Genomic DNA, 14,693 nt, shown 5'->3' with positions numbered 1-14,693 from the left:
AAGCCGTCTTGAACAATCTGGGTCAGGCGCTTCCGGGCGCGGCGCGAGCCGGCCCGGGGCCTTGATGCAGGATGCTCAGCGGCGCTTGGCCATGGCATCGGTGAAACGATCGAACAGTGGCGCGACATCCGTCGGGCCAGGGCTCGCTTCAGGGTGGCCCTGGAAGCTGAACGCGCTCTTGTCGGTGCGCTCGATACCCTGCAGGGTGCCGTCGAACAGCGACTTGTGGATGGCGCGGACGTTGCCCGGCAGGGTGGCTTCGTCAACGGCGAAACCGTGGTTCTGGCTGGTGATCATGACCACGCCGGTGTCCAGGTCCTGGACCGGGTGGTTGGCACCGTGGTGACCGTGGCCCATCTTCACGGTCTTGGCGCCGGAGGCCAGGGCCAGCAGCTGGTGGCCGAGGCAGATGCCGAATACCGGAATCTCGGTTTCGAGGATTTCCTTGATCGCCTGGATCGCGTAGTCGCATGGCTCCGGATCACCAGGGCCGTTGGACAGGAACACGCCGTCCGGATTCAGTGCCAGCACTTCGCTGGCCGGGGTCTGGGCAGGCACCACGGTCACGCGGCAGCCGCGGGCAACCAGCATGCGCAGGATGTTCAGCTTGACGCCGTAGTCGAAGGCGACAACGTGGTACGGGAGGTCGGCAGCGTCGATGGTCGGGTGGCTGTCGGTTTTCAGTTCCCACACGCTGGAGCGCCACTCGTAGCGTTCCTTGGTCGAAACGACCTTGGCCAGGTCCATGCCCTTCAGGCCTGGGAAGCCGCGGGCAGCAGCGATGGCGGCTTCTTCGCTGATGTTGTCACCAGCCAGGATGCAGCCGTTCTGAGCGCCTTTTTCGCGCAGGATACGGGTCAGGCGACGGGTGTCGATGCCGGCGATGGCGACGACGTTGTTGGCCTTGAGGTACTCAGGCAGCGACTGGGTGTTACGCCAGTTGCTGGCCAGCAGCGGCAGGTCACGGATGACCAGGCCAGCGGACCAGACACGGTTCGACTCGGCGTCTTCCGGCGTGGTGCCGGTATTGCCGATGTGCGGGTAGGTCAGGGTAACGATTTGCTGCGCGTAGGAAGGGTCTGTAAGGATTTCCTGGTAGCCGGTCATAGCGGTGTTGAATACCACCTCACCAACGGTCTGACCGTCGGCACCAATGGCTTCACCGCGAAAAATACTGCCGTCGGCAAGGGCGAGTATGGCTGGCTTTGTCAAGAAGACCTCCCGTAAATCAAGCATGAAAGGGCGATCGCAGGTTGCAAAAAAGCGGAGTGACGTATGGACACGTCACCCCGCTTTTATGTGCTGAATTCAATTCGCTGCGCGCTTTTAGTGGACACACTAAAGCTGTAGCTTACAGAAAAGTGCGTTTTCGGTCTACCGCATATGTGTCTCTAAAACACATGATTGCGACAGAGGGCGCAGCGACCCGAACTGATCAGCGCAGCTCGAGCACGTCCTGCATGTCGTACAGGCCTGGCTCGCGCCCGTCCAGCCACAGCGCCGCACGCACCGCGCCCTTGGCGAAGGTCATGCGGCTGGAAGCCTTGTGGGTGATTTCCAGGCGCTCGCCTTCAGCGGCGAACAGCACGGTGTGGTCACCGACCACATCGCCGGCACGCACGGTGGCAAAGCCGATGGTCTTGCGATCACGCGCGCCGGTCTGGCCTTCACGGCCATACACCGCCACTTCCTGCAGATCGCGCCCCAGCGCATTGGCAACCACTTCACCCATGCGCAGTGCGGTACCGGACGGTGCATCAACCTTGTGACGGTGGTGCGCCTCGATGATCTCGATATCGACATCATCACCCAATACCCGCGCCGCCATATCCAGCAGTTTGAGGCTGAGATTGACACCAACGCTGAAGTTGGCGGCGAACACGATCGGGATGTCCTTGCCCGCCTCGGCGAGCAATTGCTTCTCCTCGGCGGTGAAACCGGTGGTACCGATGATCATCGCCTTGGCATGCTTGCGGCAGAACGCGAGGTTCTTCAGCGTCACCGAAGGGTGAGTGAAATCGATCAGCACGTCGAATTCGTCGGCAACCTTGGCCAGATCATCGGACAGCAGTACGCCGATCCGACCCAGCGCTGCCAGCTCACCGGCATCTGCCCCGACCAGCGAGCTGTCCGGACGATCGATCGCCGCTGTCAGCCCTGCACCCAGGGTTTGCTGAACGGCTTCGATGAGGGTCTTGCCCATCCGCCCCGCCGCACCCATCACTGCAATACGTCGCATAGCCATTTTCCTTGTCAGAGATCGCCGAAGAAGCGCTTCACGCCATCGAACCAGCCACTGGCCTTGGGCGAGTTGTCGCCTTCCAGCGAGCTACGCAGCTCTTCGAGCAGTTCGCGCTGGCGACGGGTCAGGTTGACCGGGGTCTCGACCGCCACGCGGCACAGCAGGTCACCGGCACCACCACCGCGCACCGGCGCAACGCCCTTACCACGCAAGCGGAACTGCTTGCCGGTCTGGGTACCCTCCGGAATCTTCAGCTTCACACGACCATCGAGGGTCGGCACTTCCAGCTCGCCACCCAGGGCGGCATCGGTGTAGCTGATCGGCACTTCGCAATACAGGTGCTTGCCATCACGCTGGAAGATCTCGTGCTCGCGCACGTTGATCACAACGTACAGATCACCAGTCGGGCCACCATGGGTGCCCGCCTCGCCCTCGCCAGACAGGCGGATGCGGTCGCCGGTATCGACGCCCGCCGGCACCTTGACCGACAAGGTCTTGTATTCTTCGACGCGGCCTTCGCCATGGCACGAGGTGCACGGGTCGGTGATGATCTTGCCCTGACCGTGGCAACGTGGGCAGGTCTGCTGCACCGAGAAGAAGCCCTGCTGCATGCGCACCTGGCCGATGCCGCCGCAGGTCGGGCAGGTCGACGGGGTCGAACCCTTCTTGGCGCCGGAGCCGTCACATGGCTTGCAGTTGACCAGCGTTGGCACGCGGATGCTGACCGTGGTGCCACGCACCGCTTCTTCCAGGTTCAGCTCCAGGGTGTAGCGCAGGTCGCTGCCACGCTGGGCACCGCCACGTCCGCCTCCGCGACTGCCACCGAAGAAGTCGCTGAAAACATCGCCGAAGATGTCGGAGAAGTTGGCGCCGCCGAAGCCAGCACCGCCGCCACCCATGCTCGGGTCGACGCCGGCATGGCCGTACTGGTCGAACGCCGCGCGCTTGCTCGCATCGGACAGTACTTCGTAGGCCTCGTTGGCTTCCTTGAACTTGTCTTCCGACTCTTTATCGCCCGGGTTGCGGTCCGGGTGGTACTTCATCGCCAGGCGGCGGTAGGCCTTCTTGAGGTCAGCTTCAGTGGCGCCGCGCTCGACACCCAGGACCTCATAATAATCACGCTTGGACATAGGTCATTTGCACCTTGTGGGGCGTCCGGCATCTGCGCCGCGCCATCAGCACCTGCCTGCACACCACGAATGGCCCAGACAAATGCTGTAAAGAATCTCGAATTCCAGATACGCCAACGCGGGAGCAAGCCCCCGCGCGGCGACATCCTACCAGTTCACCGGCACAAGCCGGTGAACGGGCAGACAGCATGCAACGATTACTTCTTGTCGTCGCCTTTCACTTCTTCGAACTCGGCGTCAACCACGTCATCGTGCTTGGCTTCCGGCTCGGCTTGCTGAGCACCGCCCTGAGGCTGTTCTGCTTGCTGCTCGGCGTACATCTTCTGAGCAACTGGAGCGGAAACCTTGGACAGCTCTTCGACCTTGGCGTCGATGGCAGCCTTGTCGTCGCCTTTGACAGCGGCTTCCAGGGCAACCACGGCAGCTTCAATCGCGGTCTTCTCTTCAGCAGTAACCTTGTCACCGGCGTCAACGACCATCTTGCGAGTCGAGTGCACCAGCGCGTCACCTTGGTTACGGGCAGCGGCCAGCTCTTCGAACTTGCGGTCTTCCTCGGCGTTGGCCTCGGCATCACGCACCATGCGTTCGATTTCTTCGTCGGACAGGCCGGAGTTGGCCTTGATCACGATCGACTGAGCCTTGCCGGTGGCCTTGTCTTTGGCGCCGACATGCAGGATGCCGTTGGCGTCGATGTCGAAGGTCACTTCAATTTGCGGCACGCCACGTGGCGCTGGCGGAATGTCAGCCAGGTCGAACTTGCCCAGCGACTTGTTCTGCGCAGCCTGCTTACGCTCGCCCTGCAGCACGTGAATGGTCACGGCGCCCTGGTTGTCGTCGGCAGTCGAGAACACCTGCGACTTCTTGGTCGGGATGGTGGTGTTCTTCTCGATCAGCGCGGTCATCACGCCACCCATGGTTTCGATACCCAGGGTCAGCGGGCTGACGTCCAGCAGCAGTACGTCTTTCACGTCACCGGCCAGTACGGCGCCCTGGATGGCAGCACCCATGGCCACGGCTTCGTCCGGGTTGACGTCCTTGCGCGCTTCTTTACCGAAGAAGTCGGCAACGGCCTTCTGCACCATCGGCATACGGGTCTGGCCACCGACCAGGATCACGTCGTCGATCTTGCTGACGTCGATGCCGGCGTCTTTCAGGGCGATGCGGCAAGGCTCGATGGTACGGTTGACCAGGTCTTCGACCAGCGACTCCAGCTTGGCGCGGGAGATCTTCACGTTCAGGTGCTTAGGACCGGTAGCGTCTGCAGTAATGTACGGCAGGTTGACGTCGGTCGACTGAGCGGAGGACAGCTCGATCTTGGCCTTTTCGGCAGCTTCTTTCAGACGCTGCAGGGCCAGTGGATCGTTCTTCAGGTCCATGCCGGACTCTTTCTTGAACTCGTCGACGAGGTAGTCGATCAGGCGCATGTCGAAGTCTTCGCCACCCAGGAAGGTGTCGCCGTTGGTGGCCAGTACTTCGAACTGGTGCTCACCGTCGACTTCGGCGATTTCGATGACCGAAACGTCGAAGGTACCACCACCCAGGTCATAAACGATGACGGTGTGGTCGCCCTTGGCCTTGTCCATGCCATACGCCAGTGCAGCAGCGGTTGGCTCGTTGATGATGCGTTTTACGTCCAGACCGGCAATGCGACCGGCATCCTTGGTGGCCTGGCGCTGGCTGTCGTTGAAGTAGGCCGGAACGGTAATGACCGCCTCGGTCACAGCTTCGCCGAGGTAGTCTTCGGCGGTCTTCTTCATCTTTTTCAGAACTTCGGCGCTGATCTGTGGTGGCGCCATGTCCTTGCCGCTGGCCTGTACCCAGGCGTCACCGTTGCCGCCCTTGACGATCTTGTACGGCACCAGCTTGATGTCTTTTTGCACGACCTCTTCATCGAAGCGACGACCGATCAGGCGCTTAACGGCGAACAGGGTGTTGTGCGGGTTGGTGACGGCCTGGCGCTTGGCCGACTGGCCAACCAGGATTTCGCCGTCGTTGGCGTAGGCCACGATCGAAGGGGTAGTACGCGCGCCTTCGGCGTTTTCGATGACCTTGACGTTACCGTTTTCCAGAATGGAGACGCACGAGTTGGTGGTCCCCAGGTCGATACCGATGATTTTGCCCATGTTTACTCTCCCGAAACTTGAATTTGGTGGCAGCGGCTACTTATGGCCAACTGCGGTAATACTTGAACGCTTGACACCTAGATGGGGATGACCCGACAGATTTCAAGCCTTCTCATCGATAGAAGGTTGCGGGGCAGCCGGAGCCTTGCTCACCACCACCATGGCGGGGCGCAGCAGGCGACCGTTAAGCAGGTAGCCCTTCTGGAACACGTTCAGCACGCTGTTCGGCTCGACGTCAGCGTTTTCCTGCATGGCCATGGCCTGGTGGTGCTCAGGGTTGAATGGCTGGCCGTGCGGCTCGATGGCTTCTAGGTTGTAGCGCTTGAGGGTGTCCTGGAACATTTTCAGGGTCAGCTCGACGCCGTCACGGATGGTCTTGACCTGTTCGTCTTCGGCACTGGAGTGCGCCAGGGCCAGCTCCAGGCTGTCGATCACCGGCAGCAGGTCGCCAGCGAACTTCTCGAGGGCGAACTTGCGGGCCTTGTCGACTTCCTGCTCGGCGCGGCGAATGCTGTTCTGCGCTTCGGCAGCAACACGCAGGGACTGATCCTTGGCGGCGGCCAGCTGCTCCTCGAGCTCCTGAACGCGGGCGCCGTTATCCACTGCACCAGCCTCTTCGGCGTTAAGGTCTTTTTCATTCAGCTGTTCGTCAGCCATGGGTTCTCTCCTCCGCAATTTCTGTTGTACGAGCAAAGCTCGCCGTGTCTGCCGGCTATATGGGGCCGGAAAAACCAGCTTCAAGGGGCAAGTGGGTTTTGCAGGCCGCAACAGAATCCGCCAGAGGGCATTGGCAGGGCTGAAAAAAGTACTGTATAAATAACCAGACCTGAACTTCGGGAGCCGCCCCCATGCTGGTGCACCTGTCCATCCACAACTACGCCATCGTCGAACACCTCGACCTCGAAATCGCCCGCGGCATGTCGGTCATCACCGGCGAGACCGGCGCGGGCAAATCGATCATGCTCGATGCCCTCGGCCTGGCCCTGGGCGACCGTGCCGACAGCGGCGTGGTGCGCCCCGGCACCGACAAGGCGGACATTCTGGCCACGTTCGACCTGGTGGACATCCCCGAAGCCCATGCCTGGCTGGCCGAGCGTGACCTGGACAACGACGGGCTGTGCATCCTGCGCCGGGTCATCACCGCCGAAGGCCGCAGCCGTGGCTACATCAACGGCACACCCTGCCCGCTCGGCGACCTCAAGGCGCTCGGTGAGCTGCTGATCGACATCCACAGCCAGCATGAACACCAGTCGCTGCTGAAGACCGACACCCACCGCCGCCTGGTGGACGAATACGCCGGCGCCATCGACCTGGCCCGCCAGGTGCAGCTTGCCGCCAAGCGCTGGAACCAGACCCGCCTGGAGCTCGAGCGGCTGAGCAATTCCGGCGACGAGCAACGCGCCCGCCATCAGCTGCTGAGCTACCAGCTTGAAGAACTCGACAACCTCGGCCTGGGCGAAAACGAACTGGAGCAACTGGAACAGGAACACAAGAACCTGACCAACGCCGAAGCCCTGTTCGGCATCTGCCGGCAAGTCATCGACCAGTGCAGCGAGAGTGATTCGGGCAACGTGCTCAGCGCACTCACCTCCAGCCTCAACCGCCTTGGCGCCGCAGCAAACGCCCCGCGCGCGCTGGGCGAGGCCGCGAACATGATTGCCAGCGCACAAATCCAGGTTGAAGAAGCGATGGGCGAGCTCAACCGCTTCCTCGACAACTTCGATGCCGACCCCATGCGCCTGCAAGCCCTGGAAGAGCGCCTCGACACGATCTACACCCTGGCGCGCAAGCACCGCGTGCATCCCACCGAGCTGCCGCACCTGCAGCAGCAGCTGATGGACGAACTCGAAGGCCTGAACGCCAGTGACGAGTCGATCGAACGCCTGGGCGAGGAGCTTGGCGCCTTTGCCCAGCACTATAAAGAGAAGGCGCTGGAACTGAGCGCCCTGCGTCAGCAGGCCGCCAAACAGCTGGCCGTCGCCGTGGAGCAGGAGATTCAGCGCCTGGGCATGCCGGGCGGTCGGTTCTGCATCGAACTCACCCCCAACGAAGGCAACGACCTGTCACCGCACGGCCTGGAGCAGATCGAACTGCTGGTCAGCGCCAACCCTGGGCAGCCACTCAAGGGCCTGGCCAAGGTGGCGTCCGGGGGCGAGCTGTCACGCATCAGCCTGGCGATCCAGGTAATCACCGCGCAGACCTCGCGCATTCCCACCCTGGTGTTCGACGAAGTGGACGTCGGCATCGGCGGTCCAACGGCCGAAATCGTCGGCCAGTTGCTGCGTCGCCTGGGCGAGCGCGGCCAGGTCCTGACCGTGACGCACCTGCCCCAGGTGGCTGCGCAAGGGCACCATCACCTGTTCGTGCACAAGGTGCGCAACAGCGATACCACCCACACCGCAGTAGCCAGCCTGGGCAAGCGCGAACGGGTCGAGGAAGTGGCGCGCATGCTGGGCGGCATCGACCTGACCAAGGAATCCCTGGCACATGCGCGCAAGATGGTGGTTTCCGGCAAGGCCTGACCCTGACGCACGCACTGCTACCTGTTGCACTATTCCAGAAAGCACAAAGGCGACCCGAAGGTCGCCTTTGTTATTCATAACGAGCTAAATCGTTACTTTTTCTTACGCACATAAAGAACCAGATTGTGGTCCACGAGCTCGTAGCCATGCTCGGCCACGATCTCTTTCTGGCGGCGCTCGATTTCAGCGTCCATGAACTCGATGACTTCACTGGTCTCCACGTTGACCATATGGTCGTGGTGACCGCCGTCAGCCAGCTCGAACACCGCGTGGCCACCGTCGAAGTTATGGCGCACCACCAAGCCAGCTGCTTCGAACTGGGTCAGTACGCGATAGACGGTTGCCAGACCGACGTCCTCGCCAGCCTCCATCAGCGCCTTGTAAACATCCTCGGCGCTCATGTGACGTTGCTCGGTGGAGTCGAGCATCTGAAGGATCTTGACTCGAGGCAGGGTCACCTTGAGACCGGCTTTGCGCAATTCGCTATTTTCAACCATGGTCAGCTTTCTCGCCGATGCTGCTTCGCAGCTTCTCTTAATACGGGTATGATCGGGGTTTACGTTGTCCAGCCAAGATAGTGGAAGTCGCCCACCGATGCAAAACACCAAGCTCTTGCTAAACAGCCTCGCCCTCGCGGGACTGCTCGCACTCGCCGGTTGCTCGTTTCCCGGGGTTTACAAAATCGACATCCAGCAGGGCAATGTCGTCACGCAAGACATGATAGACCAATTACGCCCCGGAATGACCCGCCGGCAAGTAAGGTTTATCATGGGCAACCCGTTGCTGCAGGACACTTTCAACACCAACCGTTGGGACTACCTGTACAGCCTGCAACCTGGTGGCGGCAAACGCCAGCAGGAACGCATGAGTATCTTCTTCAACGACAGCGACCAGTTGGTCAGCCTGTCCGGCGACTTCATGCCAGGTGTAAGCCGCGACCAGGAAATCCTCGGTGGCAGCAGCAACACCACGGTCAGCCCGGCCACCCAGCCAGAGCAAGCCAAGCCGCAACCGGAAGAGAAGCCAGCCAAGCCAGGCTCGACGGAAGAATCCATCCAGCGCGAGATCGATACCATCGAGACCACCCCAGTGCCGACGCCGGCACCGCTGGAAACCTCGCCGCAGTAATTGCCGGCCAGACGAAAAAGCCCGGACCATGGTCCGGGCTTTTTGTTGCCTGCCAGAGCAGCTAGCGCTTGGCCTTGGCCTGCGCAGCACGCTGCCTGCGCGCCTCGATCGGGTCGATCAGCAGAGGCCGGTAGATCTCCAGGCGCTCCCCCTCCTCGACCACACGCTCGTGCGCATCCGCGACCACCTTGCCGAAAATGCCCACCGGGCATTCCTCGACATTCAGCCCGCCGACCTGCGCGGCAATCCCGGACAGGCGCAACGCTTCACGCACAGTGGTCCCATCCGGCACGTCACAAACCAACAGCCACTGGCGCTCGGCCGTGGCGTAGGCCACTTCAACCTTGACCATTGAGCTGCTTGGCACGCTGGCAGAACGCGTCCACCAAGGTATTGGCCGCCTGGTTGAACAGCGGCCCAAGCGTGGCACGCACGATTGCTCCGGCGTAGTCGAAGGTCAGGTCCAAGCTGATCTTGCAGGCCTTTTCACCGAGCGGCTTGAACACCCACAGGCCATGCAGCTGAGTGAACGGCCCCTCTTCCAGGTTCATCTCGATGGACTGCCCCGGCACCAGCACATTGCGGGTGACGAACTGCTGGCTCATGCCGCCCTTGGCCACTTCCAGCTTCGCCCGCATGTGAGTGTCGCTGGCCTCGATCACCGTCGACGCCGAGCACCAGGGCAGAAATTCAGGGTAGCTGGCCACATCATTGACCAGTTCGTAGAGCGCCTGGGCAGGGTACGGCAGCAGGGCGGAACGTTGAATATGGGTAGTCATCCAGGCGTCACTTCCAAGGCTGGGTGGCGGCGCTTCGCAGCGTGCCGAAAACAGGTTCTGTGCATAGAACAGGCCCTGTATTGTCCGGTATTCATTGCAGTCGCTCAAGCACACCGAAATCCCGTAGCCGACCGCGCGATGACTTGCCTATAATGCCGCCCCTATGGCTAAACAAAAGAAACATCCGACCGGGACCATCGCGCAAAACAAAAAAGCGCGACACGATTACTTCATCGAACACAAGTTCGAGGCCGGGCTGGTCCTGTCCGGTTGGGAAGTAAAGAGCCTGCGGGCCGGCAAAGCGCACCTGACCGACAGCTACGTGCTGCTCAAGGATGGCGAAGCCTGGCTGTTCGGCAGCCACATCACCCCGCTGACCGCCGCCAGCACCCACGTCATCGCCGACCCCATGCGCACCCGCAAGCTGCTGCTGAACAAGCGCGAGCTCGAGCGCGTGGAAGCCGCCGTGGCGCAGAAGGGCTACACCTGCGTGGCCTTGGCGCTGTACTGGAGCAAGCACCTGATCAAGTGCGAGATCGCGCTTGGCAAGGGCAAGAAGGAGTTCGACAAGCGCGACACCATGCGCGAACGCGACTCCAACCGCGAGCTGCAGCGTGCGGTGCGGAACAAGGGCAAGGAAGAGTAATCCCTGCCCTGCCCGGCCTCTGTGGGAGCGGCCTTGTGTCGCGAAAGGGCCGCGAAGCGGCCCCGGCAGATCAAGCTGCGAAGCTGAGACCTTAGGGCCGCTTCGCAGCCCTTTCGCGACACGAGGCCGCTCCCACATGAACCGCGATACGATGCTCAGCGCCCGCTGCGCCGCTCTGCCCGCGCCACCCTTTGGGCCTCATCCTGCGCCTCTTCCAGCACTTCCTGCACATACAGAATGTGCCGGCTGGATACCTCTCGCGCATCCTCCGCCCGGCCCTCGACAATCGCCAGGTACAACTCACGATGCTGACTGATCAGCATGTCGCGTGTTTCCGTACGCTGCTGGTACATGCCGCCAATGTTGGTCACCACATTGCGCTTGAGCAGGTCGAACAAGCCACGAATCGTATGCAGCAACACCGCGTTATGGCTGGCCTCGGCAATCGCCAGGTGGAAACGTGCATCGGCCGCGCCCTCCTCCGCCCGCGTCACCTCGTCGGCCCGCGCATAGCAATCCTGCAAGGTATCGAACGCCGCCTTCAGCCGCGTACGATCAGGCTCGGTGGCGCGCTGGGCCGCGTAATAGGCGCATGACGCCTCCAGGGTATGGCGAAACTCGAGCAGGTCGCGCTGCGCTTCGGCACTGTGTTCAAGCAGTTGCAGCAATGGGTCGCTGAAGGTCGAGCCGAGCGATTCGGCCACGTAATTGCCGCCACCCTGGCGGCTCACCAGCAGCCCCTTGGCCACCAGCTTCTGGATCGCCTCACGCAGTGACGGGCGCGACACACCGAATTGCTCGGCCAGGACGCGCTCGGCCGGCAGCCGCTGCCCAGAGGTCAGCGTGCCTTCCAGAATCATCCCTTCCAACCGATCGACGATGTCGTCGGACAGGCGCCGTTGGCGGACCTGATCAAAAACCATCACATGCTCTCCACAAATCCCCGGCCAATTTCAGGGGGCGCCTATTCTCGCCGATCCGCGCCGCGCCAGCACGCATCAGCCGACGGTTTTCGCAAGGAAGCAGCTGTCCGTTCATCGACCCGCGACCAAAGTTTTGCACAGGACAAATTGACACACCCACGACAGCGCTTTTAACCTAGCGACCAGCCATTGTAAATTGGTCTTACCAATTATCCAATGCCAGTGCCTGACCAACAACAATTAGGGGCCACCCCATATGCAAACCTGGCAACAACTCTATACCCCGCTTGGTAGTCTCGGCCTGTCCGCACTGGCGGCGGTCATTCCTATCGTGTTCTTCTTCCTGGCCCTGGCCGTGTTCCGCCTCAAAGGGCACGTAGCTGGCAGCATTACCCTTGCCCTGTCGATCCTGGTGGCGATCTTTGCCTTCCAGATGCCTGTCGACATGGCCCTGGCTGCCGCAGGTTATGGCTTCCTCTATGGCCTCTGGCCGATTGCCTGGATCATCGTTGCCGCGGTGTTCCTGTACAAACTCACGGTCAAGAGCGGCCAGTTCGAAGTGATCCGCAGCTCGGTGCTGTCGATCACCGACGACCAGCGCCTGCAGGTACTGCTGATCGGCTTCTGCTTCGGCGCCTTCCTCGAAGGCGCCGCCGGCTTCGGCGCACCGGTGGCCATCACTGCCGCGCTGCTGGTGGGCCTGGGCTTCAACCCGCTGTACGCCGCCGGCCTGTGCCTGATCGCCAACACCGCACCAGTGGCCTTCGGCGCCTTGGGCATCCCGATCATCGTGGCCGGCCAGGTCACCGGCATCGACGCCTTCCACATCGGCGCCATGACTGGCCGCCAGCTGCCATTGCTGTCGCTGTTCGTGCCGTTCTGGCTGGTGTTCATGATGGACGGCCTGCGCGGCGTGAAAGAAACCTGGCCTGCCGCCCTGGTTGCCGGCCTGAGCTTCGCCGTGACCCAGTACTTCACCTCGAACTTCATCGGCCCTGAGCTGCCGGACATTACCTCAGCCCTGGCCAGCCTGATCTGCCTGACGCTGTTCCTGAAAGTCTGGCAACCCAAGCGCTCGTTCTCCGAAGCCAAGGGCAGCGTCGGCGCCGCCGTGGTGCAGCCGAGCGGCAGCCAGCCGACCCCTTACAGTTTCGGCGAGATCTTCAAGGCCTGGTCGCCGTTCCTGATCCTCACCGTGCTGGTCACCATCTGGACCCTGAAGCCGTTCAAGGCGGCCTTCGCCCCGGGCGGCGCGATGTACAACTTCGTGTTCAACTTCGCCATCCCACACCTCGACCAACTGGTGATCAAGACCGCGCCGATCGTCACCGCACCGACGGCCATGCCAGCGGTGTTCAAGCTCGACCCGATCTCCGCCACCGGCACCGCAATCTTCCTCTCGGCACTAATCTCCATGGCTGTGCTGAAGATCAACTTAAAAACTGGTCTGACCACTTTCAAGGAGACCTTCTGGGAACTGCGCTGGCCAATCCTGTCGATCGGCATGGTGCTGGCCTTCGCCTTCGTCACCAACTACTCGGGCATGTCCTCGACCATGGCCCTGGTGCTGGCCGGTACGGGCGCCGCGTTCCCGTTCTTCTCGCCGTTCCTCGGCTGGTTGGGCGTGTTCCTGACCGGCTCCGACACCTCGTCCAACGCCCTGTTCAGCTCGCTGCAGGCCACCACCGCGCACCAGATCGGGGTCAACGACACCCTGCTGGTCGCGGCCAACACCAGCGGCGGCGTGACCGGCAAGATGATCTCGCCACAGTCGATCGCCGTGGCCTGCGCCGCCACCGGCCTGGTCGGCAAGGAATCCGACCTGTTCCGCTTCACCGTCAAGCACAGCCTGTTCTTCGCCACCATCGTCGGCCTGATCACCTTGATCCAGGCCTATTGGCTGACCGGCATGCTGGTTCATCACTAAAGTGAAAGGGGCCGGGCGCCATCACGCGCCCGGCATCTCCTTCAACCCACGCTGCGAGAATCCATGATCATTTCCGCCTCCACCGACTATCGCGCCGCGGCCCAACGCAAGCTGCCCCCCTTCCTCTTCCACTACGCCGACGGCGGCGCCTACGCCGAGCACACCCTGCGCCACAACGTCTCGGACCTGGCCAGCATTGCCCTGCGCCAGCGCGTACTGAAGAACATGTCCGAGCTCAGCCTCGAAACCAAGCTGTTCGACGAGACCCTGAGCATGCCCGTGGCCCTGGCCCCGGTGGGCCTTACCGGCATGTACGCCCGCCGTGGCGAAGTGCAGGCGGCGCGTGCGGCGGCGGCCCATGGCATTCCGTTCACCATGTCGACGGTGTCGGTGTGCCCGATCGAAGAAGTGGCGCCCGCCATCGACCGGCCGATGTGGTTCCAGCTGTACGTGCTCAAGGACCGCGGCTTCATGCGCAACGCCCTGGAGCGGGCCAAGGCCGCCGGTGTTAAAACCCTGGTGTTCACCGTCGACATGCCGGTGCCTGGCGCCCGCTACCGCGACGCCCACTCCGGCATGAGCGGCGCGAACGGCCCGATCCGCCGCGTGTTGCAGGCCATGACTCACCCCGAGTGGGCGTGGGACGTCGGCGTGATGGGCCGCCCGCACGACTTGGGCAACATCTCCAAGTACCGCGGCAACCCCACGGGCCTTGCCGACTACATCGGCTGGCTGGGCAACAACTTCGACCCGTCGATCTCGTGGAAGGACCTGGAGTGGATTCGTGAATTCTGGGAAGGCCCGATGATCATCAAGGGCATCCTCGACGCCGATGATGCCCGTGACGCGGTCAAGTTCGGCGCCGACGGCATCGTCGTGTCCAACCACGGCGGCCGCCAGCTCGACGGCGTGCTGTCTAGCGCCCGCGCCCTGCCGGCGATTGCCGACGCGGTCAAAGGCGACCTGAAGATTCTTGCCGACTCGGGCATCCGCAGCGGCCTCGACGTGGTGCGCATGATCGCCCTCGGTGCCGACACCGTGCTGATCGGCCGCGCATTCCTCTGGGCCCTGGCCGTGCACGGCCAGGCCGGGGTGAAGAACCTGCTCGAACTGTTCGAGAAGGAAATGCGCGTGGCCATGGTGCTGACTGGCGCCAAGTCGATCAGCGAGATCACCCGCGACTCGCTGGTCCGCGAACTGGGCGCCTGAGCGCCCCTCTACTGTACCGCCTGAATGACCGGGGCACGCTGCGCGCCAGACGCTGCGGCCCCGC

General features: G+C 62.4%; 14 protein-coding genes. 5 read left to right on the top strand and 9 right to left on the bottom strand.

Annotated elements, in window-relative coordinates; genetic code table 11:
* Positions 1 to 75: 75 nt before the first annotated feature.
* The 5 genes from carA to grpE all read right to left on the bottom strand — a co-directional run bounded on the left by carA (position 76) and on the right by grpE (position 6,152).
* The gene (carA, locus tag C2H86_RS15415; RefSeq protein WP_003249935.1) at positions 76 to 1,212 is read right to left on the bottom strand and encodes a glutamine-hydrolyzing carbamoyl-phosphate synthase small subunit; all 1,137 of its coding nucleotides are present in this window, start codon (positions 1,210 to 1,212) and stop codon (positions 76 to 78) included.
* 223 nt (positions 1,213 to 1,435) lie between these two features.
* Positions 1,436 to 2,239, bottom strand: a complete 804-nt coding sequence (gene dapB / locus C2H86_RS15410; RefSeq protein ID WP_159408801.1) for a 4-hydroxy-tetrahydrodipicolinate reductase — start codon at positions 2,237 to 2,239, stop codon at positions 1,436 to 1,438.
* Between the two features lie 14 nt (positions 2,240 to 2,253).
* Complete coding sequence (gene dnaJ, locus C2H86_RS15405; protein WP_159408800.1) at positions 2,254 to 3,372, bottom strand: molecular chaperone DnaJ; 1,119 nt, start codon at positions 3,370 to 3,372, stop codon at positions 2,254 to 2,256.
* A gap of 197 nt (positions 3,373 to 3,569) precedes the next feature.
* Positions 3,570 to 5,495, bottom strand: coding sequence for a molecular chaperone DnaK (dnaK, locus tag C2H86_RS15400; RefSeq protein ID WP_159408799.1), 1,926 nt, complete (start codon positions 5,493 to 5,495; stop codon positions 3,570 to 3,572).
* Between the two features lie 102 nt (positions 5,496 to 5,597).
* Positions 5,598 to 6,152, bottom strand: coding sequence for a nucleotide exchange factor GrpE (gene grpE / locus C2H86_RS15395; RefSeq protein WP_159408798.1), 555 nt, complete (start codon positions 6,150 to 6,152; stop codon positions 5,598 to 5,600).
* A gap of 191 nt (positions 6,153 to 6,343) precedes the next feature.
* Between grpE and recN the strand changes: the two genes are divergently transcribed.
* A complete protein-coding gene (recN, locus tag C2H86_RS15390) occupies positions 6,344 to 8,017 on the top strand; it encodes a DNA repair protein RecN (RefSeq protein ID WP_110639669.1) in 1,674 nt (557 codons plus the stop codon).
* Positions 8,018 to 8,109: 92 nt separating this feature from the next.
* Here the strand turns inward: recN and fur are convergent, their stop codons facing one another.
* Positions 8,110 to 8,514 (bottom strand): ferric iron uptake transcriptional regulator, encoded by a 405-nt coding sequence (gene fur / locus C2H86_RS15385; protein WP_008096237.1) that lies wholly within the window; start codon positions 8,512 to 8,514, stop codon positions 8,110 to 8,112.
* A gap of 97 nt (positions 8,515 to 8,611) precedes the next feature.
* Between fur and C2H86_RS15380 the strand changes: the two genes are divergently transcribed.
* On the top strand, positions 8,612 to 9,145 hold the full coding sequence (locus tag C2H86_RS15380) for an outer membrane protein assembly factor BamE (RefSeq protein WP_103448896.1): 534 nt from the start codon (positions 8,612 to 8,614) through the stop codon (positions 9,143 to 9,145).
* 61 nt (positions 9,146 to 9,206) lie between these two features.
* On the opposite strand, the gene C2H86_RS15375 is transcribed toward C2H86_RS15380, so the two are convergent.
* Positions 9,207 to 9,497: an RnfH family protein gene (locus C2H86_RS15375; protein WP_159408797.1), complete on the bottom strand. Its 291-nt coding sequence runs from the start codon at positions 9,495 to 9,497 to the stop codon at positions 9,207 to 9,209.
* Positions 9,484 to 9,924, bottom strand: coding sequence for a type II toxin-antitoxin system RatA family toxin (locus C2H86_RS15370; RefSeq protein WP_159408796.1), 441 nt, complete (start codon positions 9,922 to 9,924; stop codon positions 9,484 to 9,486). Before C2H86_RS15370 ends, C2H86_RS15375 begins: the two co-directional genes overlap by 14 nt.
* Positions 9,925 to 10,087: 163 nt before the next feature.
* Between C2H86_RS15370 and smpB the strand changes: the two genes are divergently transcribed.
* Entirely contained in the window at positions 10,088 to 10,570 is a 483-nt protein-coding gene (smpB, locus tag C2H86_RS15365; RefSeq protein WP_152955908.1) for an SsrA-binding protein SmpB, read from the top strand.
* A gap of 155 nt (positions 10,571 to 10,725) precedes the next feature.
* On the opposite strand, the gene C2H86_RS15360 is transcribed toward smpB, so the two are convergent.
* Complete coding sequence (locus C2H86_RS15360; protein WP_159408795.1) at positions 10,726 to 11,493, bottom strand: FCD domain-containing protein; 768 nt, start codon at positions 11,491 to 11,493, stop codon at positions 10,726 to 10,728.
* A 256-nt stretch (positions 11,494 to 11,749) separates the two neighbouring features.
* On the opposite strand from C2H86_RS15360, the gene C2H86_RS15355 reads away from it, so the two are divergent.
* Together C2H86_RS15355 and lldD are read left to right on the top strand one after the other, a co-directional pair.
* On the top strand, positions 11,750 to 13,420 hold the full coding sequence (locus C2H86_RS15355) for a lactate permease LctP family transporter (RefSeq protein WP_159408794.1): 1,671 nt from the start codon (positions 11,750 to 11,752) through the stop codon (positions 13,418 to 13,420).
* A 63-nt stretch (positions 13,421 to 13,483) separates the two neighbouring features.
* The gene (gene lldD, locus C2H86_RS15350; RefSeq protein ID WP_159408793.1) at positions 13,484 to 14,629 is read left to right on the top strand and encodes an FMN-dependent L-lactate dehydrogenase LldD; all 1,146 of its coding nucleotides are present in this window, start codon (positions 13,484 to 13,486) and stop codon (positions 14,627 to 14,629) included.
* Positions 14,630 to 14,693 lie beyond the last annotated feature (64 nt).

The organism is Pseudomonas putida (assembly GCF_009883635.2).
GTDB lineage: Bacteria > Pseudomonadota > Gammaproteobacteria > Pseudomonadales > Pseudomonadaceae > Aquipseudomonas > Aquipseudomonas putida_W.
Note: the sequence above shows the minus strand (reverse complement) of the source record. Positions and strands in the feature narration are given on the sequence as shown.

Bases quoted from the DNA above. Each gene is read 5' to 3' on its own strand.
- grpE (WP_159408798.1), bottom strand. From the start codon at position 6,152: ATGGCTGACGAACAGCTGAATGAAAAAGACCTTAACGCCGAAGAGGCT.
- fur (WP_008096237.1), bottom strand. From the start codon at position 8,514: ATGGTTGAAAATAGCGAATTGCGCAAAGCCGGTCTCAAGGTGACCCTG.
- dapB (WP_159408801.1), bottom strand. From the start codon at position 2,239: ATGCGACGTATTGCAGTGATGGGTGCGGCGGGGCGGATGGGCAAGACC.
- lldD (WP_159408793.1), top strand. From the start codon at position 13,484: ATGATCATTTCCGCCTCCACCGACTATCGCGCCGCGGCCCAACGCAAG.
- smpB (WP_152955908.1), top strand. From the start codon at position 10,088: ATGGCTAAACAAAAGAAACATCCGACCGGGACCATCGCGCAAAACAAA.
- dnaJ (WP_159408800.1), bottom strand. From the start codon at position 3,372: ATGTCCAAGCGTGATTATTATGAGGTCCTGGGTGTCGAGCGCGGCGCC.
- C2H86_RS15360 (WP_159408795.1), bottom strand. From the start codon at position 11,493: ATGGTTTTTGATCAGGTCCGCCAACGGCGCCTGTCCGACGACATCGTC.
- C2H86_RS15375 (WP_159408797.1), bottom strand. From the start codon at position 9,497: ATGGTCAAGGTTGAAGTGGCCTACGCCACGGCCGAGCGCCAGTGGCTG.
- C2H86_RS15370 (WP_159408796.1), bottom strand. From the start codon at position 9,924: ATGACTACCCATATTCAACGTTCCGCCCTGCTGCCGTACCCTGCCCAG.
- recN (WP_110639669.1), top strand. From the start codon at position 6,344: ATGCTGGTGCACCTGTCCATCCACAACTACGCCATCGTCGAACACCTC.
- dnaK (WP_159408799.1), bottom strand. From the start codon at position 5,495: ATGGGCAAAATCATCGGTATCGACCTGGGGACCACCAACTCGTGCGTC.
- C2H86_RS15355 (WP_159408794.1), top strand. From the start codon at position 11,750: ATGCAAACCTGGCAACAACTCTATACCCCGCTTGGTAGTCTCGGCCTG.
- C2H86_RS15380 (WP_103448896.1), top strand. From the start codon at position 8,612: ATGCAAAACACCAAGCTCTTGCTAAACAGCCTCGCCCTCGCGGGACTG.